Raw genomic sequence first — 24,552 nt, forward strand, 5'->3', positions numbered from 1 at the left:
CCGCGCAATTCCGCAAGTGGGGTCGGGTCGTTGATAGTTGCTCTGCGCGTATAGGTGCTCGCTGCCGCGCTGGGGGAGGGCTGCTCGGATGGACATGGTGGAGGTGATCGGCGGCGGTCGGGAGAACCTGGTGCCCGGGACCCCGCTGCTGGAGGTCGACGACCTGCACGTCGAGTTCCGTACCCGGGACGGCGTGGCCAGGGCCGTCAACGGGGTGAGCTACTCGGTGTCGGCCGGGGAGACGCTGGCGGTGCTGGGCGAGTCCGGTTCGGGCAAGTCGGTGACCGCGCAGGCGATCATGGGCATCCTGGACGTGCCGCCCGGGCGGATCACCGGCGGGCGGATCCTCTACCGCGGCGAGGACCTGCTGACCATGGGCTCCAAGGCCCGGCGGTTCGTCCGGGGCCAGAAGATCGCGATGATCTTCCAGGACGCGCTGTCCTCGCTCAACCCGGTGCTCAGCGTGGGCTACCAGCTCGGCGAGATGTTCCAGGTGCACCGCGGCGCCAGCCGCAAGGAGGCCAGGGAGAGGGCCATCGAGCTGATGGACCGGGTGCGGATCCCGGCGGCCAGGCAGCGCGTCGGCGACTACCCGCACCAGTTCTCCGGCGGCATGCGCCAGCGCATCATGATCGCCATGGCGCTCTCCATGGAGCCGGACCTGATCATCGCGGACGAGCCCACCACCGCGCTGGACGTCACCGTGCAGGCCCAGGTGATGGACCTGCTGGCCGAGTTGCAGCACGAGTTCCACATGGGGCTGATCCTGATCACCCATGACCTCGGCGTGGTCGCCGACGTCGCGGACACGATCGCGGTGATGTACGCGGGCCGGATCGTCGAGACGGCCCCGGTGCGCGACCTGTACGCGCGCCCCGCCCACCCGTACACCCGGGGCCTGCTCGACTCGATCCCCCGGCTGGACCAGAAGGGGCAGAACCTCCACGCCATCAAGGGCCTGCCGCCCAGCCTCCTGGAGGTCCCGCAGGGCTGCGCGTTCAACCCGCGCTGCAACCGGGTGCAGGACCGCTGCCTGAGCGAACTCCCGCCGCTGGTACCGGTGGTGGACGCCGAGGGCGCCGAACTGCCGGGCCGTCGCAGCGCCTGCCACTTCTGGCGGGAGACCCTGCACGGCTGAGGGCGCCGGGGCGTCGCCGCCGCCTACCGCTCGAAGCCGACGTTCTCCCAGACGATGTCGGACAGCCCCTGGGCGCCGATGTTGGCGAGGTTGGCGCGGGCGCCGTACAGCTGCGGGCGCTGGTAGAGCGGCAGCACGCCGGCCACCTTCCACAGCTCGCCGTCGGCCTGGTTGATCGCCTCGGAGGCGGTGGCCGCGTCGGGTGCGGCGGCGGCCCGGTCGAGGGCGGCGTCCACCGCCGGGCTGCCCGCGCCGACGTGGTTGGTGCCGCCGTTCTGGACGAAGTCGGCGCGGTTGCCGCTGGCCGGGAAGGGCGTGCCGAGCAGCGAGTAGGCGGTGATGTCGAAGTCGCCGCGGTTGACGTACTTGTCGAAGAACTCGTTGGCGGCGGCGGTGACCGTGGTGACCTTGATGCCGACGTCCTTGAGCGTCCTGGTGGCGCTGTCGGCCTCGCTCTGCGCCTGGGTGACGCCGGCCGGGATGACCATCCGCAGGTTCAGCTCGCGGCCGTTGCGCTTGCGGACGTCGCCGTCGAGCCGCCAGCCGGCCGCGTCCAGCTTGCGGGCGGCCTCGGCGGGGTCGTAGCGGCTGAGGCCGAGGGAGTTGTCCCGGTAGGCGTTCTGGTTGGCGACCAGCAGGTGGTTGTTGAGCGGGGCGGCGGGCCAGTCCAGGCCGTTCAGGTCGGAGCGGATGACGGCGTCCCGGTTGACGGCCTGGAAGACGGCCTGGCGGACGGTCGCGTCGCTGAGCGCCGGGGTGCGGGCGTTGAGGGTGAGCTGGCGGAAGTCGGGCCCGCCGGCCCGGCGGACGGCGGCGCCCTTGGTGCTCTTGATGGTCTGGTAGCCGGCGACGTCCGGGCCGTTGTTGAAGAGGTCGATCTCGCCCTTGGCGAAGGCGGGGGCCATGGCGTTGGGCAGCATGGCGTGGAAGACGATCCGGTCCAGCATCGGCTTGTCGCCCCACCAGGCGGGGTCGGCGACCAGGGTGATGGTCTGGGCGGCGCGGTCCAGCCGTTCGACCTTGAACGGGCCGGCGGTGACCGGGATCGCGTCCAGGTAGGCGGAGTTGAACAGCTCCGGGGTGGCGAGCCGGCTCGCGGGCAGCAGCGGGGCGTTGGCGGCGCCGTTGAACATCGACTGCCACTCGGAGAACGGCCGGTCGAAGGTCATCACCGCCTGGAAGTCGTCCTTGCCCCGCTCGACCGAGGAGACCTGTTCGAAGCCGGTGTTGCTGGCGGGCCGGTAGGCCGGGTCCTTCCCGTTCAGCGCGCGCCAGTTGGCTTCGAGGTCGCGCCAGGTGATCGGGGTGCCGTCGGACCAGTGGGCCTTCGGGTTGAGCGTCCAGACGACGACCTGCCGGCCGTCCCGCAGCTCCGCGTGGGCGTCTTGCAGGTAGGCCGGGTTGACGGTCTGGGTGCCGGCCGCGTCGGAGCGGAAGAAGGTCGGCAGCAGCGGCTTGCTGACGCTGATCGTCGAGGACTCGCTGCCGTCGGTCTGGATCGGCGACCACTGGCGGGAGAACTGGGCGATCGCCAGGTTCAGGGTGCCGCCCTGGCGCAGCTGGGAGCGCTCGCGCGGGTTGACGTCGATCGAGGTGAGCTTGGGGGCCCCGGTGGCGGACGGCCCGTCCGCGGCGGTGCCGCCCCGGCCGGAGGCGCACGAACAGAGCGTCAGCGAGAGCGACAGGGCGGTGAGACCGGCGAGCAGGGCCGTCCGGTGCTGGAGGCGGCGGCTCATCGGCGTGCTCCCCGAGGTGGCTGTGGCGGAAGGTGTGGCGTCACATCTTGCTGACCGGGAGGGGGAGTTGTCGAGGGGCGGGCCGGATGCCGGCCCGCCCCCCGATCGGTGCGGTCGTTGCTCAGGCGACGGTGAACTTGAAGGTGCGGTCCTTCTCGCCGGTCTTGTCGAGCAGCGAGGTGACGGCGTCCGCGACGTCCTGCGGGGTGATCGCGGCGGTCTGGCCGTTCTTCTTGACCTTCACCTTGTCGAACACGCTGCCCAGCTGGCCGTTCAGCGCGTCGAGGTCCCACTTGGGCACGATCTTCCCGGAGGCGTCCGGGACGAGCGTGAGCGTCTTGGCGGCGACCACCTTGCCGAAGATCCACTTCTTGGTGCCGGCCAGGACGTACACGTTGCCGTTGAGCGCGGACTTGCCGAGGCTGTCCGCGGCGGCTTGCAGGGCCTGCGGGGAGACCTTGGGCTGGGCGGCCGTGACGGCGAGCGCGATCGGCTGCTCGGGCTTGCCGGCGGCGCGGTCGCGGTAGGCCTGCTCGACCACGTCCAGGGCGCTCGCCGAGTCGACGGCCTGGCCGGCCCGGCCGGGCACCACGACCGGGTCGCCGTTCTCGGCGAACTTGACGTAGCCCTCCTGAAGGCCCTGGCCCGAGCCGGAGGCCAGGGTGTCCAGGGCGGCCTTGAGCTTGGCCCGGTCCACCTTGACGTCCGGTGCGACCGCCTTGGTGCCGCCCTTCAGCGACTTGATGACGTCGACCGGGCTGTAGCTGTGCTGGGCGAGGCCGTCCACGGTGCCCGTGGTGTCGAAGCTCAGCCCGGCGACGGTCGGGTCGAGGTTCAGCGCCTGGTCGCCGACCTTCAGCTTGAGCGGCTGCTGGCCGGTCTTGCCGACGGTCTCGTCGAGCTGGTGGATCGCCTGGTCGCGGCTGTTGCCGCCGATGTCGGTGCCGAGCACCACGGTGCCCTTGGGGATGTCGGACTGGTTGAGCATCAGACCGGTGCCGTACGCGGCGGCGCCGAGGAACAGCACGAAGCCGACGCCGTACACGCCCAGCTTGACCAGCTTCTTGCCGGCGCTGGCCTTCGGCTTGGCCTTGCCCTTGCTCTTGGCGGGCGCGGGCGCGGTCTTGGCCGACTGCGGTGCGGGCCGGGGGCCCGGGGCGGGGGTCGGCAGCGGGGTGAGCTCGGTGGCCTCCGGGTCCGGTCCGGGCTGCTGCTGCTGCGGGTGCCCGGGGGCGCCGGGGAAGAGCCCTCCGGGGGCCGGGTGGGCGAAGGCGTCCTGGCCCGGCGCGGCGGGGCGCTGGGCGGCGAACGGGTCGGCACCGGCCGGGGCCGAGGCGAACAGGCCGGGCTGCGGGCGGGCTTCGCCGCCGTGCGCGGCGCCGTTCTGCGGTAGGCCCGGTATGGCGGCGGGCGGCGGGGTGCCCTCGCGGATCGGCTCGAAGCCGTCGACCGAGGTGTCCTCCGGGTCCGTCGCGCCGGCCGCCGGGCCCTGCGGGCGGGCGCCCGGGCGCGGGCCCTGCTGCGGCCGTCCGTCGGACGGCCGGCCGTTGCGCTGCCTGCCGCTCTGCTGGCCGCCGTTCTGCTGGGCGCCCTGCTGGGGGCGGTCGTCGCGCCGGCCGCGGGCTCCGGCCGTGGGCGCCATCGGGGCGAACGGGTCGGCGGTGGGCGGCGCGAAGGGGGAGGCGGCCTCGTACACGCCGGGCTCCTCCGCCGGGGTCTGCGCACCGGGGCCGGCGGGGAACGGCGCGGCGGGCGAGCCGTTCGGGTTCGGGGCCGGGTTCGGGGCCTGGGCGGGTACCGGTCGGCCGTTCGGACGGGCCGCGCCCTGGGCGGGGCGGGCACCGTTCGGGCGGGCGCCGGGGGCCGGGGCGGCCGTCGGCCGGGGCTCGGCGGCGGCGGGCGCGGCCGGGGCCTCCGGCGCGCCCGGGGTGTTCGGGGCACCGGCCGGTACGGCGGTCGGCGCCGGCTCGGCCTTCTTCTGCCGCGGCCGGAACCAGGCGCCGGTGGACTCGGCCTCGGACGTCGCCGGCGGGATCGGCGGGACCTGCCACTCCGGCGGCAGCTCCGGCGGGGTGGCCGTGCGGGCGCCGCCCTCCATCACCCCGAGGACGGGGGAGGAGGGCGCGGACCGGTGCCGCGGGCCGCCCGGCTCGGGGGCGGCCGCCGGGGCCTCCTCGCCCGGGCCGTCCTCGTTCTTGACGGTGCTGCGGACCACGACCGGCGGGATCGGACGCGACCCGGGGATGTTGATCCGGACCCGGGTCGTCAGGGTGGTCTCGGTCTTCGGGCCGTCGTCCTCGCCGCCCGACGCGGCGCCCTGGGCGGCACCGGCCCGGTCGCCGCCCGGGAGTCCCGGTGTGCCGTAGGGCGGGGTGCCCGACGGGTAGGCGTCCGGACCCGTACGCCGGGGCGTCGGGTGGGCGTTGTCAGATTCGCGGCTGCTCAATGCTGCTCTGCTCCGGGTTCGCGGGCGGGCCGTGCGGCGCGACCGCGGTTCGTGGTCGCCGGGCCTGGGCGGGCGGCGGTCGGGTACGGCGTTCTGCGGGACCACCATACTGGGAAGAACAGAGCGACGAACGGCTTCGGACAGATCCTGATACGTCCGGTTCCTCCGGTATGAGAGTACGGCCGTGCGCTCCTGACTGCGCGTCGTGCGCGGTGCCGTACGTGCCCCGCGGGCGGGTTCAGCGCGGCGGGCCGGGCACGCCCGGGAACCAGCCGCTACGGGTCGGCAGGGTGGCGCAGATCACGCCCAGGACCGAGCCGCCGAACAGCCAGCCGAGCGAGGTGGCGTTGGACCACAGCACGTTGTCGCCCTCCGGTCGGGGCACGATCACCAGCAGCATCGCCATGAACCAGCCGGCCGCGGGCAGTGCCGCGCCCAGCCGGGTGCCGGTGACCCGCAGGCCGCCGTAGAAGGTGGCGCCGGTCGCGGCGAGCGCCAGCAGGACCCCCACGGGCGGCCACAAGGCCTGCACAAAGGATCCGCAGACCGACACCGCGACACCCAGCAGGAAGAACAGGGCGTAGGCCGTGATCCGGGCGCCGCGCGGGGGCTGAGGCTCGGCCAGCCGCTCCTCGCGGGTGCCGAGGACGGCCGCCGGGAACGAGCGGCGCGGCGGCCGGGCGGCGGCGGGCTCGGTCATCGGACGCTCTCCTCGGCGGTGGCGGTGGCGGTGGCGGTGGCGGTGGCGGTGGTGGGCAGCGGGTCGGCGGCGGGCGACAGGCCGGCGAACAGGTCGTCCTCGGGCCGCTCCGGCCCGGCCTGGCCGCGTACCAGCTGGTAGTACTCGGTGGCGACCAGCGGCTGGCCGAGGTCGTTGGAGAGCGCGAAGAAGGCGCCGTCCACGGTGATCTGAGTGGCGTGCGCGGCCATCGCGGCGGCCTTGCGCCCGGCGTAGGCGGAGCCGTCCAGCACGGTGGTGACCACCTCGTCGGCCACCACCCCGGGAACGTCGGCCGGCCGGGCCGTCCCGGGGAAGGGCGCCCGGGCGGCGGTCTCGGCGAGCCCGGCCTCGATCACCGAGCGGGGCATCCGGTTCCAGTAGACCTTGGCGATCCGCCAGGCCGGGCCCAGCTCCGGGCGGTGCGCCGGATCGGCCGCCAGCTCGTACGCGCGCATCGCGACCCGGTGCGCCTGGATGTGGTCCGGGTGCCCGTAGCCGCCGTTCTCGTCGTAGGTGACCAGCACCTGCGGCCGGACCTCGCGGACCACCGCGACCAGGTGGCCGGCCGCCTCGTCGACGTCGGCCCGCCAGAAGCAGCCGGGCACGTCGTTGTCGGGCAGGCCCATCATCCCGGAGTCGCGGTAGCGGCCCGGGCCGCCGAGGAAGCGGAGGTCGGTGACGCCGAGCGCGCGCATGGCCGCGGTCAGCTCGCCGATCCGGTACGCGCCGAGGGTGCCTCCCCCAGCCTCCGGCCGGGGGGACCCCCATCGATCGGCCGTCAGATGGGCCAGCCCGGGCGGGATCACCTCGCCGCCCTCGCCGAGGGTGCAGGTCACCAGGGTGACCTGGGCGCCCTCGGCGGCGTACCGGGCCATGGTGGCGCCGTTGCCGATCGACTCGTCGTCGGGGTGGGCGTGCACCAGGAGCAGGCGGCGGCCGGTAGTCGCGGTCATGGGAGGAAGCCTAACGACCGCCGTGGCGGGGTCAGAGCTTCAGGCCGTTGATCATCCCGGCGAGGTTGCTGGTGACCTGGCTGATCGACGGCGCGATCGAGCTGGACGCCAGGTAGAAGCCGAGCAGCGCGCAGATGATCGCGTGCGCGAGCTTCAGCCCGGAGCGGCGGATCAGCACCACCACGATGACCAGCATCAGCATGGCTGCGGAGACGGACAAAGCCATGTCGGCTCACACCCCTTCTCGGGTGCGCCACCCCCTGGGGAGGGTGACGGTGGGACCGTACGGGACTTGCGGTCGGGCGACCGGGGCCGGGACGGGCCCGACGATCACCCGCCCGACCAGTCATACCCGATGGGTAAGGGGAGCATTACATTCGGTGAGTCTCCACGCGCCGGGGTACGGGGGCACTCGTGGGGCGCATGGGCCGGTCGGAGGGGGTATGGGCGCCTTTGGGGCGCACTCGGGAACGATGCTCCGAACGAGTGATCACCAGGCGCCCGGCAGCGGGAGTACGGCATCGTAGGGTCTGGTGCCATGACCTCCCACACCCCTGCGGACACCTTCCCCCGGCAGTACGCGCGGACCCTGCGCTACACCGTCGGCGCGCCCCGCTCCTTCTCCGTCGCACCGGACGGCTCGCGGGTCGTCTTCCTGCGCTCCCGGTCGGGCGGCGACCGGGCCAACCTGCTCTGGACCCTCGACACCGCCACCGGCGAGGAGCGGATCGCCGCCGACCCGGCCGTGCTGCTCGGCGGCGGCGAGGAGGACCTCTCGCCCGCCGAGAAGGCCCGCCGCGAGCGCAGCCGCGAAGGCTCGGCCGGCATCGTCGGCTACGCCCTGGACGCGGCCGGCCGACTGGCCGCCTTCGCCCTCTCCGGCCGGCTGTTCACCGCCGACCTGGCCACCGGCGCCACCGCCGAACTGCCCGCCCAGGGCCCGCTGCTGGACCCGCGGGTCTCCCCGGACGGCAGCCACGTCGCCTACGCCAACACCGCCGGCGAACTGCGCCTCACCCGCACCGACGGCACCGCCGACCGGGTGCTCGCCGAGCCCGACGGCCCGAACGTCACCTGGGGGCAGGCCGAGTTCATCGCCCAGGAGGAGATGAGCCGCGACCGGGGCTTCTGGTGGTCCCCCGACGGCGACCGGCTGCTGGTCGAGCGCGCCGACGACACCCCGGTGCGCCGCTGGTGGATCGCCGACCCGGCCAACCCGCAGCGCGAGCCCGCCGAGGTCGCCTACCCGGCCGCCGGCACCGCCGACGCCGAGGTCGGCCTCTGGGTGCTCGACCTGGACGGCGGCCGCACCGAGGTGGTCTGGGACCGCACGGCCTACCCGTACCTCGCCCGGGTGCACTGGTCCGCGGGCGGCGTGCCGCTGCTGCTCGTCCAGGCCCGCGACCAGCGCAGCCAGCTGATCCTCGGCCTCGACGTGGCCACCGGCGCCACCGAGGTGCTGTTCGAGGAGCGCGACGACGTCTGGCTTGAGCTGTTCCAGGGCGTCCCGTCCTGGACCCCGGACGGCAAGCTGGTCCGGATCTCTGACGAGGGCGGCGTGCGGGCGCTGGTGATCGGCGACCAGGCCGTCACCGGGGCCGACCTGCACCTGCGCTCGGTGGTCGCCGTCACCGACGACGAGGTGCTGTTCACCGCCTCCGGCGGCGCCGCGGAGACCGACCCCGAGCCCGGCTGGATCGCCGTCGGCCGGATCAGCCACGACGGCAAGCGGCTCGGCTGGGAGTCCTCCAACGGCCGTCCGTTCACCTCCGTCACCAGCGCCGTGCACGCGGGCGGGATCACCGTGCGCGCCACCGCCGAGCCCGACCTGCCCGGCACCCTCGTCCAGGTCGCCCGCGACCTGCCCGAAGGCGTGGTCGTCGACGACGTCGCCACCATCGCCTCCTACGCCGAGACCCCGGTCATCACCGCCCGCCCGGTGTTCCGCTTCGCCGGCGAGCGCCGCATCCCGGCCGCCGTCTTCCTGCCCACCGGCTACGACCGCGAGCGGGACGGCCTGCTGCCCGTCCTGATGGACCCGTACGGCGGCCCGCACGGCCAGCGCGTCGTCCAGGCGCACAACCCGCACCTCAACTCGCAGTGGTTCGCCGACCAGGGCTTCGCCGTGGTCGTCGCCGACGGGCGCGGCACCCCCGGGCGCAACCCGGCCTGGGAGAAGTCCATCGCCTTCGACTTCGCCGGGGCCACCCTCGACGACCAGGCCGACGCGTTGCAGGCGCTCGCCGAGGAGTTCCCGCTGGACCTCGGCCGGGTCGCCATCCGCGGCTGGTCGTACGGCGGCTACCTCTCCGCGCTCGCCGTGCTGCGCCGCCCCGACGTCTTCCACGCGGCCGTCGCCGGCGCGCCGGTGACCGACTGGGAGCTGTACGACACCCACTACACCGAGCGCTACCTCGGCCACCCGGCCGAGCGGCCCGAGGTGTACGCGGCCAACTCGCTGACCGGCTACGCCGCCGGGCTGGAGCGGCCGCTGATGATCATCCACGGTCTGGCGGACGACAACGTGGTCGCCGCGCACACCCTGCGGCTGTCCTCCGCGCTGCTCGCGGCCGGCCGCCCGCACACCGTGCTGCCGCTGTCCGGCGTCACGCACATGACGCCGCAGGAGGAGGTCGCGGAGAACCTGCTGCTGCTCCAGGTCGACTTCGTGAAGCGCGCGCTGGGCCTCTGACAACTGGCCTGACCTGCGGTTGTGCGGCCGGTACCCCTGACCCGGGTACCGGCCGCAGCCATGACATCCGTCATACCGAAGGCACGACGGCGGACACTGCCGCCGCACCCCGCCCGCACGGGACTCTGAGGTGGTGCGAACGACACCGATCGCGACACCGATCGCGACCACGGGCGCGACACCACCAGGAGAGAAGAGCAGGGCGATGAGCACCGAAGTGGCCGCCTTCCGCGGCGTCGGCAAGAGCTACGGGCGGGTGCGCGCCGTGGACGACCTCGACCTCGTGCTGCGACCGGGCGAGACCGTCGCCCTGCTCGGCCCGAACGGCGCCGGCAAGTCCAGCAGCCTGGACCTGCTGCTCGGCCTGCGCCAGCCCGACCAGGGCAGCGTCACGCTGTTCGGCGGCACCCCGCGGGAGGCGATCGTGGCCGGCCGGGTCGGCGCGATGCTGCAGAGCGGCGGGCTGATGGCCGACGCCAAGGTCCGCGAGCTGGTCGAGCTCGCCCGCGACGTGCACCCGCGCGGCCGGCCGGTCAAGGAGGTGCTGGCCGACGCCGGGATCACCGAACTGGCCGAGCGCCGGGCCGACAAGCTGTCCGGCGGCCAGGAGCAGCGGGTCCGCTTCGCGCTCGCGATCGCGGGCGACAGCGACCTGATCGTGCTGGACGAGCCCACCACCGGCATGGACGTCACCGTCCGGCGGGCGTTCTGGGCGAGCATGCGGGCACAGGCCGACGCCGGGCGCACGGTGCTGTTCGCCACCCACTACCTGGAGGAGGCGGACTCGATCGCCGACCGCGTTCTCGTCCTGCACCGGGGCCGGCTGATCGCCGACGGCAGCTCCGCCGAGATCAAGGCGCGCGCCGGAGCCCGTCGGGTCGCCTTCGAACTCCACGACGTGGACGGGGAGTTCGACGAAAGCGTGCTGCGCCTGCTGCCGGGCGTGCAGTCCCTGGACGTCACCGCCCGGGTGCCGGGCGTGCGGACCGTCCGGATCCGCACCGCGGACGCCGACGCCAGCGTCGCCGGGCTCTACCGGGCGGGCCTGTACCCGCGGGGGCTGGAAGTCACCGGCCTCGGCCTGGAACAGGCCTTCCTGACGATCACCGGCGCGCAGGACCAGCGCGAGGACGCGAAGGAGACCGTGCGATGACCACCCTGATCCGGCTGGAGATCCTGCGGACCTTCCGCAACCGGCGCTACCTGGTCTTCACCATCGCCTTCCCGGCGCTGATGTACTTCTTCTTCACCCACGCCTACGGCTCCTCCCCACTGGCCGGCGGGCTGTCGGTGAAGACCTACTTCATGGTCTCGATGGCCACCTTCGGCGCGGTCGGCGCGGTGCTCACCGGCAGCGCGCAGCGGATCTCGCTGGAGCGCAAGAGCGGCTGGGTGCGCCAACTGCGGCTCACCGCGCTGCCCGGCCGGGCGTACACCCTCGGCAAGATCGCCGCGAGCTCGGTGACCACGCTGCCGGCGATCCTGGTGGTCTTCGCGCTCGGCGCGGTCCAGGGCGTGTCGCTCGGCGCGGCGCAGTGGGCCGGTCTGGCGGCGGCGCTGTGGCTGGGCAGCTTCGTGTTCGCGGCACTCGGGGTGGCACTCGGGTACGCGGCGGCGCCGGACTCGGTGCAGACCATCGTGATGATCACCTACATGGTGATGGCGCTGTTCGGCGGGACGTGGTTCCCGGTGAGCGGCTCGCTGGAGAAGTTCGCCCGGTTCAATCCGGTGTACCTGTACAACCAACTGGCCGCGTTCACCCGGCCCGGGCACTCCCTGGACACCGGCGCGGTCGCCGGACTGGCCGCCTTCCTCGCGGTGTTCGTCGTCGCCGCGGCGGCGCTGTACCGCCGCGACACCCGCCAGGCATGATGACCGACATGACCGAGCCGCGCCAGACCCGCCGATCCGACGAGCAGCCGGAGGCGGGTCCGGCGCGCACGTCGTTCATGACCGTCCCGGGCTCGCCGATCGAGACCAGGCGGCAACTGCTGGTCAAGGTCAGCTGGATGCTGCTGTGGACGATCTACCTGGCCTACCCGGTGGGCAACCTCCTGCACGGCGGGCACGGGACGGCCGCCCGGGTGTTCGGCTGGCTCTGCCTGGCGGTCTTCGTCGGCAGCTACGTCCTGCTGGTGATCTTCCGCTCGATGGTCGGGATGCGGCCCCGGGCCTGTCGGCTGATCGTCGCGACGATGGTCGTGCTCGCGACCGTCTCGGCCTTCGTCCTCGGTGAGGCCTTCCTGACCCTCTTCACCTACGCCTCGGTGTGCGTCGCCGTGGTCCTGCCGGTGCGCTACGCGCTGCCCGGCGTCGCCGCCATGGCCGCGCTCACCGCCACCGTCGGCGTGCTGAGCCACGCCGGCGGCGACACCATCCCCACCCTGGCCCTCACCTCCTTCCTCGCCGGCGCCGCGATGACCGGCATGCAGCGGCTGGTCGCCACCATGAAGGAGCTGCGCGAGGCCCGCGCCGCCGTCGCCCACCTGGCCGCGTCCGAGGAACGGCTGCGCCTCTCCCGCGACCTGCACGACCTGCTCGGGCACTCGCTGTCGCTGATCACGCTGAAGAGCGAACTGGCCGGGCGGTTCATGGACGCCGGCAAGGACGAGGCGGCGCGGGCGCAGGTCGCCGACATCGAGCAGGTCGCCCGGCAGTCGCTGATCGACGTCCGGGAGGCGGTGACCGGCTTCCGCCGCCCCACCCTGCCGGTCGAACTCGCCGCCGCCCGCACCGCGCTGGCCGCCGCACAGGTCCGGCTGGAGGCCGCGCCGGAACTGGCCGACACCTGGCCGGGGCTCGCCGACGAGGAGGCGGGCGCGCTGGCCTGGGCCCTGCGCGAGGCCGTCACCAACATCGTCCGGCACGGCGAGGGCGCCACCGTCTGCACCGTCACGGCCGACGAGAGCTGGGAGGGCGGCGGCGAGCGCTACGCCGTCCTGGAGATCGCCGACAACGGGCGCGGACCGGGCAAGTCCCAGCCGGGCAACGGGCTTTCGGGCCTGGAGGAGCGGCTGGCCCTGGTCGGCGGGCGGCTGGAGGCCGGGCCGGGCGAGCGGGGCCGGGGCTTCCGGCTCCGGGCCCTCGTCCCGCTGCGGACGGTCACCGCGCCGGCCGGCACGGAACCCGGCCGGTCGGGTTGACCGTCCTCCCCGGCATGGCTACCGCACTCATCCTCGGCTTCGACCCGCACACCGTCCCCGGCATGGACGGCGACGGCCTGCGGGCCGTCCTCGACGCCGAACTCGCCCGCTTCGCCGACCACGGCATCGACGCGGCGATGGCCCTGGTCGCTCCCGACGAGACGGCCGGGCCCGCGATCACCGCCGCCCTCGCCGGCCGGGACTGGGACGTCGTCGTCATCGGCGGCGGCATCCGCAAGCCCGAACCCGTCCTGCCCTTCTTCGAGCTCGTCGTCAACCTCGTCCGCCGCCACGCCCCGCAGGCCGCCATCGCCTTCAACACCAGTGGCTCCGACAGTGTCGAGGCCGCCCAGCGCTGGCTCTGACCCGCATCCGGAGTGGAAAGTCGGCCGGGCCGACTTCCTATGCCGAGGGCCGGCCGTCGGTGAGGGAGCGGCTGAACCGGAGGCCGGGGCGGTCGTCGAGGGTGAGTTCGGCGACGACCGTGAAGCCGTTGCGGGTGAGGACGGTTCGGGAGGCGAGGTTGTCGAGGGTGGTGACGGCGGTCAGCGACGTGAGGGCGTAGTCCGCGGCGGCCAGCCGGCAGAGGTGGGCGACGGCGGTGGTGGCGACGCCCCGGCCGGCCGCGTGTTCGCCGACGCGGTAGCCGAGTTCGGCGGTGCCGTCGGCGATGTCGACGAGGTTGACGCGACCGAGGACGGCGCCGGCCGCGTCGAGGACGACGTGGAACTGGCAGACGCCGGAGTCCTGTTCGGCGAGCAGGGCGGCGTGGCGGGCCGGGAACTCGGCGAAGTAGGCGTCGCCGCGGTCCGTAACGGTCCGCGCGAACCAGGCGCGGTTGGCGCGCTCGAAGGCCAGCAGGGCGTCGGCGTGGTCCGGGCGGAGGCGCTCCAGGTTCAGCATGCGGCCAGTCTGGCCCGCAGGGCTTCGGCGAGCCAGGCGAATACCGCCCGCAGCCTCTCCGGCACCCCTCTAAGGTCGTGGGCATGAGCGACATTCAGAACGGGGCCCTGATCCGCGTGCTGCTCGCCGAGGACCAGGGGATGGTCCGGGAGGCGCTGGCGGCGCTGCTCGGGCTGGAGGGGGACATCGACGTCGTCGCGCAGGTGGGGCGCGGGGACGAGGTGGTGGCGGCGGTGCTGGCGCACGAGGTGCAGGTGGCCGTGCTGGACATCGAGATGCCGGGGATGACGGGCATCGAGGCGGCCGCCGAGCTGCGCCGGAACGCGCCGGGGACGAGGGTGGTGATCGCGACGACCTTCGGCCGGCCGGGGTACCTGCGGCGGGCGATGGAGTCGGGGGCGGACGCGTTCCTGGTGAAGGACGCGCCGGCCTCGGAGCTGGCGGAGGCGATCCGCCGGGTGCTGCGCGGGGAGCGGGTGATCGATCCGGTGCTGGCGGCGGCCGCGCTGGCGGAGGGCGCGAACCCGCTGACGGCGCGCGAGCGGGACGTGCTGGGCGCGGCGGCGGACGGGGCGGTGAACGCGGACATCGCGCGGCGGCTGCACCTGTCGGAGGGGACGGTCCGCAACTACCTGTCGATGGCGATCCAGAAGACCGAGGCCCGCAACCGCACCGAGGCGGTGCGGATCGCCCGGGAGAAGGGCTGGCTCTGAGCGCGCCCCACGACCGGCTCTGAGCGCGCTCCCGGCCGGCTCCGAGCGCGCTCCCGGCCGGCTCCGAGCGCGCCCCTGACCGGTTCTGATCGCGTTCTCGGGCGGTCGTCAGTTGAGCCGGTGCCGGGCGGCCCGGGCCTCCTGGCGGACCTTGGCGGCGGTGTCGGGGTCGAAGGTGTCGAGGATCTGCGCGAAGGCGTCCATCTCGGCCGAGCCGCCGAGGAAGTCGCCGGTGCGGACGAGGAGTTCGGCGCGTTCGAGGCGGAGCTGGGCGGGGTGGCGGGGCAGCAGGAGGGCGAGTTCGGTGGCCCAGAGCTGGGTGCGGGCGTGTTCGGGGCGGTCGGCGGCCCAGGCGCGGATGTTGCCGAGCACGCGCAGCACGAGGTCGAGCGGCTGGGCGGGGGTGAGCAGGTCGGGGCTGAACTCCTGCCCGGCGCCGCGGACCAGGCGTTCGGCGTCGTCCGGGTCGAGCAGCCGCCCGCCGTGGAAGGGGTCGGCGAGCACGTACTCGTCGCCGCCGCCCGGTCCGCCGACGGCGACGATGACATGGCCGGGCAGCGCGATGCCGTGGACGGCTAGCCCGGCCCGCCGCCCGACCGCCATCCACACCAGGGACAGCATGATCGGCAGTCCGCGCCGCCGCCGCAGCACGTCGGGCAGCAGCGAGGATTCGAGCCGCCGGTAGTCGGACTGCCGCCCGTGGAAGCGTTCCCGCCCGCCGAGGACGGCGGCGAGCAGGGCGGCGGTCTCCTCCGGGCCGGCGGGGGCGCGTTCGGCGACGGCGAGCCGGACGGCGCTCGCGTGCCGGTCGAGGGCGGCCTCGCAGGCGGCGAGCAGGGCGTCCACGCTGGGCGGTTCCCCGGGGTCGTCCGGGTCGAGGACCGGGCCGTGTTCGGCGGCGGCGAGCAGGCAGAGCAGCACCGGGTCGGGATGCTCGGCGCGGGCGGCGGTCCGGAAGCGGTCTCTGCTCTGCTCGGTCACGGTGACGGCGACGGCTTTCGTACGGCGGGCGGGCAAAGGCGGGCGAGAAGCGGCGGGCGGGGCGGCGGTGCGGGCGGTGCTACCCCTGGGGGAGAAGGGCGTAGTGGTAAGTGTGACTGGTCGTGAAGCCGAGTCCGTCATAGAGCGCGATCGCCCCGGTGTTGTCCGCCTCGACCTGGAGGTATCCGCCGGTCGCCCCCTCCTCGGCGGCCCGGGCGGCGAGCACCGCCATGACGGTCGTGGCCAGCCCGGCCCGCCGGGCGTACGGCGCGACCTCGATCGCGCCGAAGCAGGCCCAGGGCCCGTCGATGACGCAGCGTCCGATCGCCAGCGGCGGCTGTCCGGGGGCGCCCGGCACGGTGGCGAACCAGACCGACGGCCCGCCGTGCAGCACCTGCCGGGCGGCCCGCTCCAGCGCCTCGTCCTCGCCGACCCGGCGGTAGAGCGAGAGCCAGGCCGGGTCGGCGGTCCGGGCGAGCCGGACCCGCCCGGGCCCGGACCCGGCCCGGGCGAGCCCGGCCAGCGGTGCGGTTCGCACCAGGGTGGGCGCGTAGCCGGCGCCCAGCCGGTCGAGCTCGGCCCGCAGCTCGTCCGGCGAGCCCGGGGTGATCACCTCGACGTACGCGGGAAGGCCGCGCGCCGCGTACCAGCGGCGGACGGCGGCGAGCGCGTCGGGCAGCGGCAGTCCGGGGTCGCCGAGCGCCTGGACGGAGTTGGCGCGCCGGGTGAACCCGGCCGAGGCGCGCAGCGTCCACGCGCCGAGCGGCTCCTGTTCGACGGCGGGCCAGCCGCGGGCCGCGATCCGCTGGAGCTCGACGGGCGTGGCGGCGGGCAGCGGTGCGCGCCGGGCCGGGAAGAGCGGCACGACCTTGCCCGCGACCAGCAGCTTCTCGGCGAAGGAGACGGGGTCGCCGGTCCGCGGGGCGACCGTCAGTCCATGATCGTCCCACGATGTGAGCACGCCGATCGAATCCCGGAACACCGGACGGTCGTCCACGAACCCCGAGAGGCGGCGGACGGACACGCGTCGTCCCACGTCAGAGCGATCTATCCGGACCTCCGGACGGTCCTGGGCCGGGCCGCCTGCCGTCATCTGGGCACCTCCTGTGCATTTGCGGTCTCCGACCCGCGATACTAGGGGCGGGCATCGACGACGCCGCGCTCACCGCGCACGCGAGCAGAACAGAACGGGCCGCCACGGCCCTTCCGAGGAGGAACGACAGCGTGACCTACGTCATCGCGCAGCCTTGTGTCGACGTGAAGGACAAGGCGTGCATCGAAGAATGCCCGGTTGACTGCATCTACGAGGGCGAGCGATCGCTCTACATCCACCCGGATGAGTGTGTCGACTGCGGCGCTTGCGAGCCGGTCTGCCCGGTCGAGGCGATCTTCTACGAGGACGACACTCCGGAGGAGTGGAAGGACTACTACAAGGCGAACGTCGAGTTCTTCGACGATCTGGGTTCGCCCGGTGGCGCCTCGAAGCTGGGTCTGATCGAGCGCGACCACCCCTTCATCGCCGCTCTGCCGCCGCAGAACGCCGACCACTGACGATCGGTGGCATCTGAGCTGTGAACACCAACAGCACGCGCGCGCCGTTCCCGGGTCACCCGGGGGCGGCGCGCCGCGTTTCCGACCTCCTGCCGGTCTTCCCCTGGGACAAGCTGGAGCCGTACAAGGCGACCGCGCTGGCCCACCCGGGCGGTCTCTGCGACTTCTCGGTGGGCACCCCGGTGGACCCGGTCCCCGAGGTGATCCAGAAGGCGCTGGCCGCCGCCACCGACACGCCGGGCTACCCGACGGTGTGGGGCCCGGCGGAGCTGCGCGAGGCGATCGCCGGCTGGCTGCACCGCCGCTGCGGCGCCGAGATCGGCCCGCAGGCCGTGCTGCCGACCGTCGGCTCCAAGGAGCTGGTGGCCTGGCTGCCGACCCAGCTCGGCCTCGGCCCGGGCGACCAGGTCGCCTACCCGCGGCTGGCCTACCCGACGTACGAGGTGGGCGCGCGGCTGTGCGGCGCGGAGCCGGTCGAGTACGACTCGGTGGACGAGCTGGACGGTTCGCGGGTGCGCCTGCTCTGGGTGAACTCGCCGTCCAACCCGACCGGCCGGGTGCTCGGCGGGGACGAGCTGCGCCGGGCGGTCGCCTGGGCCCGGGAGCACGGGGCGCTGCTGGTCAGCGACGAGTGCTACCTGGAGCTGGGCTGGTCCGCCGAGCCGGTCTCGGTCCTGCACCCGGACGTCTGCGGCGCGGGCCACGAGGGCCTGCTGGCCGTCCACTCGCTCTCCAAGCGCTCCAACCTGGCCGGCTACCGCGCCTCCTTCGTGGCGGGCGACCCGGTGGTGGTCAGGGAGCTGCTGGAGGTCCGCAAGCACGGCGGCATGATCGTGCCGGCGCCGGTCCAGGCGGCGACGATCGCGGCGCTGTCGGACGACGCGCACGTGGCGGAGCAGCGGGAGCGGTACGCGGCCCGGCGCTCGGCGCTGCGGGCGGCGCTGGAGGCGTACGGCTTCCGGGTCGAGCACTCGCAGGCGAGCCTCTACCTGTGGGTGACGCAGGACCGCCCGTGCTGGGAGACCGTGGCCGAACTGGCCGCACTGGGCATCCTGGTGGCGCCCGGTGACTTCTACGGGCCGGCCGGCGAGCGCTTCGTCCGGGTCGCGTTCACCGCGACCGACGAGCGGGTGGCCGCGGCCGTGGAGCGGCTGAACGCGGCCCGCTGACCGACGCCGAAGGGGCCGGTGTTCCGAACGGAACACCGGCCCCTTCGCCGTACCCGGGGCGGGTTAGAGCGGCAGGCCGCTGATGCTGCCGCCGTTCACGCCGCCCAGCAGGCCGCCGATCGGGCCGAGCGCGCCGGTGAGGCCGGACAGCGGGTTGTTCGGGCCGAGGTCGGCGCCGCCGAGGCGGTTGGCCGAGCCGTGCTCGGCCAGGCCCAGGACGTCGGTGGCGGGCAGGGCGGGCAGCGCGCGCGCGACGGAGCCGAGCGGCAGTGCGTCGGTGACGGCGTTGGTGCCGGGGACGGCGCCGGCGAGCTTGTCGGCGCCGGGCAGGCCCTTGGCGATGGAGCCGGTCTGGGCGAGCCCGCCGACCGGGCTGGCCGCGGCGCTGCGGGTGCCGACGCCCTTGCCGGTGACGGCCTCGCCGAGCTTGCCGGCCAGTGCGGAGGCGACCTTCGGGGTGACGGCGGAGAGCTGGCCGGTGGTGGCGGCGGTCTGGTCGACCGGGGCGGTCAGCGAGCTGGCCTTCTCGTTCGCCTCGGGGAGCTGGTGGGCGACGATGTTGCCGGCGGCGTCGGCGGAGGCCGGTACGCCCGCGGCGACGGTGGCGGCGCCGGTGCTGCCGGCGGCCTGGCCCAGTTGGTGGGTGGTGTGCTGGAGGGTGGAACCGGTGTCGGTGTTGGTCAGCTGGCCCAGCGGCGCGACCAGGTCGCTCTTGGGCAGCAGGGCGTCGCCGCCCAGGGCGGACGCGGAGCCGGCCGCGACCAGCGGGGTCGCGCCGGCCGCCACGAGCAGCGCGGCGCTGGCGATCCGTCGCGTGAGGGGGTGAGACATGGGGCTCCTCGGAGGGTCTGGGTCCGTCACGTCCGCCGGGCGGACGACGGTGTTACCGCTTGAGAAGCCAGAAGGTTTCGGCCTGGATCAGGAAAGTGTCTGACCGACCATCGGATCGTAGGACCGGCGTGACGGTGCCTGGCGGGCCCGTACGGCCCCCGTGGACCCGGCCCCGGGCAAGGGGAGTGACGGTTCTCCAGCAAGGCCGCCACGGCGGGCTCCCGGTCCACCGCGGTTGACCGGGTTCACCCGTCCGGCGGCCACCCGAACGTCGGTTCGTCAGCCCTTGGCGGACGTGGCGAGGGTGACCTGAACGAGCTTGGTCGACGTCCCGGAGGTCTGCGACTGCCAGCCGTCCTCCGACTTGGCCTTGCGCCAGATCTTCCCGTCGTAGGCGACCGTCGCGATGCCCAGCTGCTGGGCCTGGGCGACCGCCCAGTGGGCGACCTCCCAGCCGCTCGCCCGCTCGGCGGTGATCCCGCCGTCGGCTCCGTCGGCCGAGGAGGTCAGCGCGGCGGCGGACGGGTCCGGGGTGAGCGAGACCGCGTTCTCGGCGCCCTTGATGGTCGAGGCGTACCCGGTGGCCGGGGTCACGGTGCGGCCGAACTCGCGGCGCACCCGGTCGGACAGCACCTGGGCCCGGTCCGCGGCGGTGGGCTGGGAGGCGGCCGGGGAGACGGAGGCACTCGCCGTGGGGGAGGACGAGTCGGCCGGATCCGGCTTGGCGTAATCGCGCACCACGCAGGAGAACGAACCGGGCTCCCGGCCGGCCAGCGCCGAGGTGAGCAGCGTCGCCTTGGTCTCGTGCTTGGCGTACGCCTGCGGGTAGCCGCTCTTCTGCACGGCCTGGGCCGCGTCGGTCAGCGGCAGCCGGGTGTAGCCGGGCACCTTGACCAGGCCGTCCAGGAACTTGTTGGTCGCGTAGACCGGGTCCCCGATCTGCTGCGCCGTGCCCCAGCCCATCGAGGGCCGCTGCTGGAACAGGCCGATCGAGTCCCGGTCGCCGCCCGCGAGGTTGCGCAGCTTGGACTCCTGCATCGCGGTGGCCAGCGAGATCGCCGTCGCCCGGTCCGGCAGCCCGCGCGAGCGCGCCACCGCGGCGATCGTCGCGGCGTTGGCCGCCTGCGGGAGCTCCAGCGTGCCGCTGCCGGCCGCGGTCTTCACCGTGCAGCCCTCGGGCTCGCCCTGCTTGAAGCCGAACCACCAGATGCCGACCACGGCCAGTCCCGCGACCAGCGCGAGGCCGAGCAGGCCGACGATCACGAGCAACAGCGCGCGCAGTGGACCGCGGCGGGGGGGCGCCAACTCCTCGCCCAGCTCCTCGCCGCTCTTTCTCCTGGCCACCGTCGCCCCTCTCGCGCCTTGCTTCTTGATCCGACACCGTACCCACTCGGACGGGTGTGCGGCGCCACCCGGTTGCGGTTACCCGCCCGCTCGCTCCGGGGCGGGCCGCCGCGCCCCGCGTCACGCAAGCGCCACGCGGGGCGCACACCCCGCGGACTAGGCTGGCGCCATGAGCAGCCCGAACCCGACGCCCCTGGACCTCACCCTCGACGGCGGCGCGCTGACCGCCCGGCTCGTCGACTTCCCGTCGGTGAGCGGCGACGAGCAGGCGCTCGCCGACGCCGTGGAGACCGCGCTGCGCGGCTACCCGCACCTGACCGTGGACCGGTACGGCAACAACGTGGTCGCCCGCACCACCCTCGGCCGCCCCGAGCGCGTCCTGCTCGCCGGCCACCTGGACACCGTGCCGATCGCCGACAACGTGCCCTCCCACGTCGAGGGGGACCTGCTCTACGGCTGCGGCACCTCGGACATGAAGTCCGGCGTCGCCGTCCAGCTGCGGCTCGCCGCCACCCTGACCGAGCCCAACCGCGACCTCACCTTCGTGTTCTACGACTGCGAGGAGGTGGAGGCCCACCGCAACGGCCTCGGCCACCTCGCCAGGGAGCACCCGGACTGGCTGACCGCCGACTTCGCGGTGCTGATGGAGCCGAGCGGCGCGGTCGTCGAGGGCGGCTGCCAGGGCACGCTGCGGGCGCAGATCCGGCTCACCGGCGTGCGCGCGCACGCGGCCCGCAGCTGGCTCGGCGACAACGCCATCCACCACGCCGCCGAGGTGCTCACCCGGCTCGCGGACTACCGGCCGCGCCGGGTGGAGATCGACGGACTGGAGTACCGGGAGGGCCTGAACGCCGTCCGGATCGACGGCGGCGTGGCCGGCAACGTCATCCCGGACGAGTGCGTCGTGACGGTCAACTTCCGCTACGCGCCGGACCGCAGCGAGGCGGAGGCGGAGAAGCACGTGCGCGAGGTCTTCGACGGCTTCGAGCTGACCGTCACCGACTTCGCCCCGGGCGCGCTGCCCGGGCTCGCCCAGCCGGCCGCCCAGGCCTTCCTGGAGGCCACCGGCGGCCAGGCCCGGGCCAAGTTCGGCTGGACCGACGTCGCCCGGTTCAGCGCGCTGGGCGTCCCGGCGGTCAACTACGGCCCCGGTGACCCGAACCTCGCGCACAAGCGGGAGGAGCACTGCTCGCTGAGCGCCATCGCGGAGACCGAGGACCGGCTGAGGACCTGGCTGACCAGCTGAGGTGCCGCTCCGATGATCGGCCGGTCCGACCGGCCGATCATCGGCTGAGCGCCATCTTCCGGTCGCCCAACCGACCTTCCCCTGTTGCCTGAAAACCGGGATCACCGGACGTAGGGTTTCGTCATGACAGGCACAGGAGACGAGAAGCACTACGGACACGGCCCCGAGCAGGTCGGCGTGCCGCGGAAGAAGAAGGCCTGGCCCGAGAAGCAGAAGGGCCCGGTGCTGGTGCGCCGGGACCAGGTCGGCACGAGCACCACGGACCAGCGGCTGCTGGACACCACCGGCCCGACCGACTGGCTGCACACCGATCCGTGGCGGGTGCTGCGGATCACCTCCGAGTTCGTCGAGGGCTTCGGCGCCCTCGCCGAACTCCCGCCCGCGATCAGCGTCTTCGGCTCCGCCCGGACCCCGGCCGACTCGCCCGAGTACGAGGCCGGCGTGGCCATCGGCCGGGCCCTCGCCGAGGCCGGCTACGCGGTGATCACCGGCGGCGGCCCGGGTGCCATGGAGGCCGCCAACCGCGGCGCCTCCGAGGCCGGCGGCCTCAGCGTCGGCCTGGGCATCGAGCTGCCCTTCGAGCAGGGCCTCAACGAGTTCGTCGACCTCGGGCTGAACTTCCGTTACTTCTTCGTCCGCAAGACGATGTTCGTGAAGTACGCCCAGGGCTTCGTGGTCCTGCCCGGCGGGCTCGGCACGCTGGACGAGCTGTTCGAGGCGCTCACCCTGGTGCAGACGAAGAAGGTCACCCGCTTCCCGGTGATCCTCTTCGGCAGCGCGTACTGGGGCGGCCTCTACGAGTGGCTGAAGAACACCCTGGTCGCGCAGGGCAAGGCGGCCCCGCACGACCTGGAGCTGTTCCACATCACCGACGAGATCGACGAGGTCATGAAGATCCTCGCCGACACCCGCCGGCCGACCAACCAGATCTAGGCCCTGGGCCCTCCGGCCCCCCGGGCCGCCTACGCCAGCCCCCGGCGGGCGACCGCCGGGGGGCGGGTGCCCCGGATCGAGGCGACCATGTCCAGCACCTGGCGGGTCTCCGCGACCTGGTGGACCCGGTAGACCTGCGCGCCCAGCCAGGCCGAGACCGCGGTGGTGGCCAGGGTGCCGAGCAGCCGCTCGTTCACCGGCCGGTCCAGCGTCTCGCCGACGAAGTCCTTGTTGGACAGCGAGACCAGCACCGGGAAGCCGGTCGCGGTCATCTCCGGCAGCCGCCGGGTGGCCTCCAGCGAGTGCCGGGTGTTCTTGCCGAAGTCGTGCCCCGGGTCGATGATCACCGCGTCCCGCCGAACACCCAGCTCCACCGCCCGCTCGGCCAGCCCGACGGTCACCCGCAGGATGTCCGCCATCACGTCCTGGTAGCCGACCCGGTGCGGCCGGGTGCGCGGCTCGGCGCCGCCCGCGTGCGTGCAGACCAGCCCGACGTCGTGGCGCGCGGCCACCTCGGCGAGCTTCGGGTCCACCCCGCCCCAGGCGTCGTTCAGCAGGTCGGCGCCTACCTCGCAGACGGCCTCGCCGACCTCGTGCCGCCAGGTGTCGACGCTGATCACGGCCTCCGGGTGGCGCTTGCGCAACTCGGCCACGAAGGGCACGGTGCGCCGCAGCTCCTCCTCCACCGTGACCTCGTCACCGGGCCCGGCCTTCACCCCGCCGATGTCCAGGATCGCCGCGCCCTCGGCCATCGCGCGGTCGGCGGCGGCGAACGCGGCCTCGTCCGCGAAGGTCGCCCCCTTGTCGAAGAACGAGTCCGGCGTCCGGTTGACGATCGCCATGATCACCAGCTCGTCGTCACCGAATTCCCGCGGTCCCAGGCGCAGTGCCACCGATGTCTCCTCCACAGCTGCTGCGGGTGCGATGATGGCCCCCGGCCTCACAGGGACCATGCTGTCATGATCAGTTTGGTCGGGGGCACTTCGCAGCAGGCCGGCCGGGAGTTCGGGAGGACAGCTCGTGTTCTGGGTGATCGTGGTCGCCATGGCCGTGGTGGTCGGCGGCGCCGCGCTGGTGGCGCTCGGCGGGGGCGGCTCGATGCCGGAGGCGGTGCAGGACCGCCTCGCGGCCCGGCTGCCGCAGGACCGTCCGCTGAGCAAGGCGGACGTCGACGACCTGCGGCTGCCGATGGCCGTCCGCGGCTACCGGATGGACGAGGTCGACGACGTCCTGGACCGCCTCGGCGCCGAACTCGCCTACCGCGACTCGCGGATCGCCGAACTGGAGGCCGCCGGCCACCTGCGCGGCGCGGTCGAGGCGACCGACGGCCCGGACGCCGGCGCCGAACCGCTGCCCGGCCTGGAGGAGTTCGCGAAGGTGGTCGAGCCGGCCGTCGCGCTCACCAAGGAGCGGCCCGAGCAGGAGCGGCCCGAGGACGCGAAACCGGTGAACGACCGGTGACCGCCCTCACCGAGGGCGCGGTGCTCGGTGCGGACGGCCTGCGCCGCTGCGCCTGGGGCGAGTCGACCGACGACTACCGGGCCTACCACGACACCGAGTGGGGCCGTCCGGTGCACGGCGACGACGCCCTGTTCGAGCGGGTCTGCCTGGAGGCGTTCCAGTCCGGGCTGTCCTGGCTGACCATCCTGCGCCGCCGGGAGGGCTTCCGGGCCGCGTTCGCCGGCTTCGGGATCGCCGAGGTCGCCGAGTTCGGCGAGGCGGACGTGGAGCGGCTGCTCGCCGACACCGGCATCATCCGCAACCGGGCCAAGATCCAGGCCGCCATCGCCAACGCCCGGGTCGCCCGCGACCTGGACGGCGGGCTGGACGCGCTGATCTGGCAGTTCGCCGGAGCCCCGGACCGGCCGGCCCCCCGCACGATGGGGGAGGTGCCGGCCGTCACGCCCGAGTCGACCGCGCTCGCGAAGGCCCTGAAGAAGGAGGGCTTCCGCTTCGTCGGCCCGACCACCGCCTACGCCCTGATGCAGGCCTGCGGCCTGGTCGACGACCACCTGGCGGACTGCCACGTCCGCACCGCGCGCCCGGTCTGAC

General features: G+C 74.0%; 24 protein-coding genes. 13 read left to right on the forward strand and 11 right to left on the reverse strand.

Features of this window, described 5'->3' with window-relative positions; translation table 11 throughout:
- Window positions 1-88: 88 nt before the first annotated feature.
- Window positions 89-1,138, forward strand: a complete 1,050-nt coding sequence (locus AB0R04_RS18910; RefSeq protein ID WP_363372537.1) for an ABC transporter ATP-binding protein — start codon at window positions 89-91, stop codon at window positions 1,136-1,138.
- Window positions 1,139-1,161: 23 nt separating this feature from the next.
- Here the strand turns inward: AB0R04_RS18910 and AB0R04_RS18915 are convergent, their stop codons facing one another.
- The 5 genes from AB0R04_RS18915 to AB0R04_RS18935 all read right to left on the reverse strand — a co-directional run bounded on the left by AB0R04_RS18915 (window position 1,162) and on the right by AB0R04_RS18935 (window position 7,220).
- Window positions 1,162-2,874 (reverse strand): ABC transporter family substrate-binding protein, encoded by a 1,713-nt coding sequence (locus AB0R04_RS18915; RefSeq protein WP_363372539.1) that lies wholly within the window; start codon window positions 2,872-2,874, stop codon window positions 1,162-1,164.
- 121 nt (window positions 2,875-2,995) lie between these two features.
- The gene (locus AB0R04_RS18920) at window positions 2,996-5,320 is read right to left on the reverse strand and encodes a peptidoglycan binding domain-containing protein (protein ID WP_363372541.1); all 2,325 of its coding nucleotides are present in this window, start codon (window positions 5,318-5,320) and stop codon (window positions 2,996-2,998) included.
- Between the two features lie 238 nt (window positions 5,321-5,558).
- Window positions 5,559-6,020 (reverse strand): DUF6113 family protein, encoded by a 462-nt coding sequence (locus tag AB0R04_RS18925; protein WP_363372543.1) that lies wholly within the window; start codon window positions 6,018-6,020, stop codon window positions 5,559-5,561.
- Window positions 6,017-6,994 (reverse strand): N-acetyl-1-D-myo-inositol-2-amino-2-deoxy-alpha-D-glucopyranoside deacetylase, encoded by a 978-nt coding sequence (mshB, locus tag AB0R04_RS18930; protein WP_363372545.1) that lies wholly within the window; start codon window positions 6,992-6,994, stop codon window positions 6,017-6,019. Before mshB ends, AB0R04_RS18925 begins: the two co-directional genes overlap by 4 nt.
- Before the next feature lie 31 nt (window positions 6,995-7,025).
- On the reverse strand, window positions 7,026-7,220 hold the full coding sequence (locus AB0R04_RS18935; RefSeq protein WP_063347949.1) for a DUF2304 family protein: 195 nt from the start codon (window positions 7,218-7,220) through the stop codon (window positions 7,026-7,028).
- A gap of 312 nt (window positions 7,221-7,532) precedes the next feature.
- Between AB0R04_RS18935 and AB0R04_RS18940 the strand changes: the two genes are divergently transcribed.
- The 5 genes from AB0R04_RS18940 (at window position 7,533) to AB0R04_RS18960 (ending at window position 13,194) form a co-directional block, all read left to right on the forward strand.
- Complete coding sequence (locus AB0R04_RS18940) at window positions 7,533-9,686, forward strand: prolyl oligopeptidase family serine peptidase (protein WP_363372548.1); 2,154 nt, start codon at window positions 7,533-7,535, stop codon at window positions 9,684-9,686.
- Window positions 9,687-9,891: 205 nt separating this feature from the next.
- Window positions 9,892-10,839 carry an ABC transporter ATP-binding protein gene (locus AB0R04_RS18945; protein WP_363372551.1) on the forward strand — a complete coding sequence of 316 codons (948 nt, stop codon included), beginning with the start codon at window positions 9,892-9,894 and terminating at the stop codon, window positions 10,837-10,839.
- Window positions 10,836-11,558, forward strand: coding sequence for an ABC transporter permease (locus AB0R04_RS18950; RefSeq protein WP_363372553.1), 723 nt, complete (start codon window positions 10,836-10,838; stop codon window positions 11,556-11,558). The genes AB0R04_RS18945 and AB0R04_RS18950 overlap by 4 nt, the downstream gene beginning before the upstream one ends.
- An 8-nt stretch (window positions 11,559-11,566) precedes the next feature.
- Complete coding sequence (locus tag AB0R04_RS18955) at window positions 11,567-12,829, forward strand: histidine kinase (protein ID WP_363372555.1); 1,263 nt, start codon at window positions 11,567-11,569, stop codon at window positions 12,827-12,829.
- Window positions 12,830-12,843: 14 nt separating this feature from the next.
- A complete protein-coding gene (locus tag AB0R04_RS18960; RefSeq protein WP_363372557.1) occupies window positions 12,844-13,194 on the forward strand; it encodes a hypothetical protein in 351 nt (116 codons plus the stop codon).
- A gap of 37 nt (window positions 13,195-13,231) precedes the next feature.
- On the opposite strand, the gene AB0R04_RS18965 is transcribed toward AB0R04_RS18960, so the two are convergent.
- On the reverse strand, window positions 13,232-13,732 hold the full coding sequence (locus AB0R04_RS18965; protein WP_363372558.1) for a GNAT family N-acetyltransferase: 501 nt from the start codon (window positions 13,730-13,732) through the stop codon (window positions 13,232-13,234).
- Window positions 13,733-13,815: 83 nt separating this feature from the next.
- On the opposite strand from AB0R04_RS18965, the gene AB0R04_RS18970 reads away from it, so the two are divergent.
- Window positions 13,816-14,445, forward strand: coding sequence for a response regulator transcription factor (locus tag AB0R04_RS18970; protein ID WP_063347943.1), 630 nt, complete (start codon window positions 13,816-13,818; stop codon window positions 14,443-14,445).
- Between the two features lie 108 nt (window positions 14,446-14,553).
- On the opposite strand, the gene AB0R04_RS18975 is transcribed toward AB0R04_RS18970, so the two are convergent.
- Both AB0R04_RS18975 and AB0R04_RS18980 read right to left on the reverse strand, forming a co-directional pair.
- Window positions 14,554-15,426 (reverse strand): transglutaminase-like domain-containing protein, encoded by an 873-nt coding sequence (locus tag AB0R04_RS18975; RefSeq protein ID WP_350879909.1) that lies wholly within the window; start codon window positions 15,424-15,426, stop codon window positions 14,554-14,556.
- Between the two features lie 79 nt (window positions 15,427-15,505).
- Window positions 15,506-16,450, reverse strand: coding sequence for a GNAT family N-acetyltransferase (locus AB0R04_RS18980; protein ID WP_363372562.1), 945 nt, complete (start codon window positions 16,448-16,450; stop codon window positions 15,506-15,508).
- Window positions 16,451-16,650: 200 nt separating this feature from the next.
- Here AB0R04_RS18980 and fdxA point away from each other — a divergent pair, with 200 nt between their 5' ends.
- Both fdxA and dapC read left to right on the forward strand, forming a co-directional pair.
- Window positions 16,651-16,977: a ferredoxin gene (gene fdxA, locus AB0R04_RS18985; RefSeq protein WP_030061559.1), complete on the forward strand. Its 327-nt coding sequence runs from the start codon at window positions 16,651-16,653 to the stop codon at window positions 16,975-16,977.
- 20 nt (window positions 16,978-16,997) lie between these two features.
- On the forward strand, window positions 16,998-18,146 hold the full coding sequence (dapC, locus tag AB0R04_RS18990; RefSeq protein WP_363372564.1) for a succinyldiaminopimelate transaminase: 1,149 nt from the start codon (window positions 16,998-17,000) through the stop codon (window positions 18,144-18,146).
- Window positions 18,147-18,209: 63 nt separating this feature from the next.
- On the opposite strand, the gene AB0R04_RS18995 is transcribed toward dapC, so the two are convergent.
- Window positions 18,210-18,977 (reverse strand): hypothetical protein, encoded by a 768-nt coding sequence (locus AB0R04_RS18995; protein WP_063347939.1) that lies wholly within the window; start codon window positions 18,975-18,977, stop codon window positions 18,210-18,212.
- Window positions 18,978-19,256: 279 nt separating this feature from the next.
- The gene (locus tag AB0R04_RS19000) at window positions 19,257-20,321 is read right to left on the reverse strand and encodes a hypothetical protein (RefSeq protein WP_363372567.1); all 1,065 of its coding nucleotides are present in this window, start codon (window positions 20,319-20,321) and stop codon (window positions 19,257-19,259) included.
- Between the two features lie 169 nt (window positions 20,322-20,490).
- Between AB0R04_RS19000 and dapE the strand changes: the two genes are divergently transcribed.
- Complete coding sequence (gene dapE, locus AB0R04_RS19005; RefSeq protein ID WP_063347938.1) at window positions 20,491-21,567, forward strand: succinyl-diaminopimelate desuccinylase; 1,077 nt, start codon at window positions 20,491-20,493, stop codon at window positions 21,565-21,567.
- Window positions 21,568-21,690: 123 nt separating this feature from the next.
- The gene (locus AB0R04_RS19010) at window positions 21,691-22,500 is read left to right on the forward strand and encodes a TIGR00730 family Rossman fold protein (protein WP_063347937.1); all 810 of its coding nucleotides are present in this window, start codon (window positions 21,691-21,693) and stop codon (window positions 22,498-22,500) included.
- Between the two features lie 29 nt (window positions 22,501-22,529).
- Here the strand turns inward: AB0R04_RS19010 and folP are convergent, their stop codons facing one another.
- Complete coding sequence (folP, locus tag AB0R04_RS19015; RefSeq protein WP_063351161.1) at window positions 22,530-23,342, reverse strand: dihydropteroate synthase; 813 nt, start codon at window positions 23,340-23,342, stop codon at window positions 22,530-22,532.
- A gap of 178 nt (window positions 23,343-23,520) precedes the next feature.
- Here folP and AB0R04_RS19020 point away from each other — a divergent pair, with 178 nt between their 5' ends.
- Complete coding sequence (locus AB0R04_RS19020; RefSeq protein ID WP_063347936.1) at window positions 23,521-23,961, forward strand: DivIVA domain-containing protein; 441 nt, start codon at window positions 23,521-23,523, stop codon at window positions 23,959-23,961.
- Window positions 23,958-24,551 (forward strand): DNA-3-methyladenine glycosylase I, encoded by a 594-nt coding sequence (locus AB0R04_RS19025; protein WP_363372569.1) that lies wholly within the window; start codon window positions 23,958-23,960, stop codon window positions 24,549-24,551. Before AB0R04_RS19020 ends, AB0R04_RS19025 begins: the two co-directional genes overlap by 4 nt.
- Window position 24,552: the final 1 nt, after the last annotated feature.

The organism is Kitasatospora sp. NPDC056731 (genome assembly GCF_040687675.1).
GTDB lineage: Bacteria > Actinomycetota > Actinomycetes > Streptomycetales > Streptomycetaceae > Kitasatospora.

Bases quoted from the DNA above. Each gene is read 5' to 3' on its own strand.
- AB0R04_RS18970 (WP_063347943.1), top strand. From the start codon at position 13,816: ATGAGCGACATTCAGAACGGGGCCCTGATCCGCGTGCTGCTCGCCGAG.
- AB0R04_RS18955 (WP_363372555.1), top strand. From the start codon at position 11,567: ATGACCGAGCCGCGCCAGACCCGCCGATCCGACGAGCAGCCGGAGGCG.
- AB0R04_RS18995 (WP_063347939.1), bottom strand. From the start codon at position 18,977: ATGTCTCACCCCCTCACGCGACGGATCGCCAGCGCCGCGCTGCTCGTG.
- AB0R04_RS18965 (WP_363372558.1), bottom strand. From the start codon at position 13,732: ATGCTGAACCTGGAGCGCCTCCGCCCGGACCACGCCGACGCCCTGCTG.
- dapE (WP_063347938.1), top strand. From the start codon at position 20,491: ATGAGCAGCCCGAACCCGACGCCCCTGGACCTCACCCTCGACGGCGGC.
- folP (WP_063351161.1), bottom strand. From the start codon at position 23,342: ATGGCGATCGTCAACCGGACGCCGGACTCGTTCTTCGACAAGGGGGCG.
- AB0R04_RS18910 (WP_363372537.1), top strand. From the start codon at position 89: ATGGACATGGTGGAGGTGATCGGCGGCGGTCGGGAGAACCTGGTGCCC.
- mshB (WP_363372545.1), bottom strand. From the start codon at position 6,994: ATGACCGCGACTACCGGCCGCCGCCTGCTCCTGGTGCACGCCCACCCC.
- AB0R04_RS18925 (WP_363372543.1), bottom strand. From the start codon at position 6,020: ATGACCGAGCCCGCCGCCGCCCGGCCGCCGCGCCGCTCGTTCCCGGCG.
- AB0R04_RS19010 (WP_063347937.1), top strand. From the start codon at position 21,691: ATGACAGGCACAGGAGACGAGAAGCACTACGGACACGGCCCCGAGCAG.
- AB0R04_RS18945 (WP_363372551.1), top strand. From the start codon at position 9,892: ATGAGCACCGAAGTGGCCGCCTTCCGCGGCGTCGGCAAGAGCTACGGG.
- AB0R04_RS18960 (WP_363372557.1), top strand. From the start codon at position 12,844: ATGGCTACCGCACTCATCCTCGGCTTCGACCCGCACACCGTCCCCGGC.
- AB0R04_RS18935 (WP_063347949.1), bottom strand. From the start codon at position 7,220: ATGGCTTTGTCCGTCTCCGCAGCCATGCTGATGCTGGTCATCGTGGTG.
- AB0R04_RS18940 (WP_363372548.1), top strand. From the start codon at position 7,533: ATGACCTCCCACACCCCTGCGGACACCTTCCCCCGGCAGTACGCGCGG.
- AB0R04_RS18915 (WP_363372539.1), bottom strand. From the start codon at position 2,874: ATGAGCCGCCGCCTCCAGCACCGGACGGCCCTGCTCGCCGGTCTCACC.
- AB0R04_RS18950 (WP_363372553.1), top strand. From the start codon at position 10,836: ATGACCACCCTGATCCGGCTGGAGATCCTGCGGACCTTCCGCAACCGG.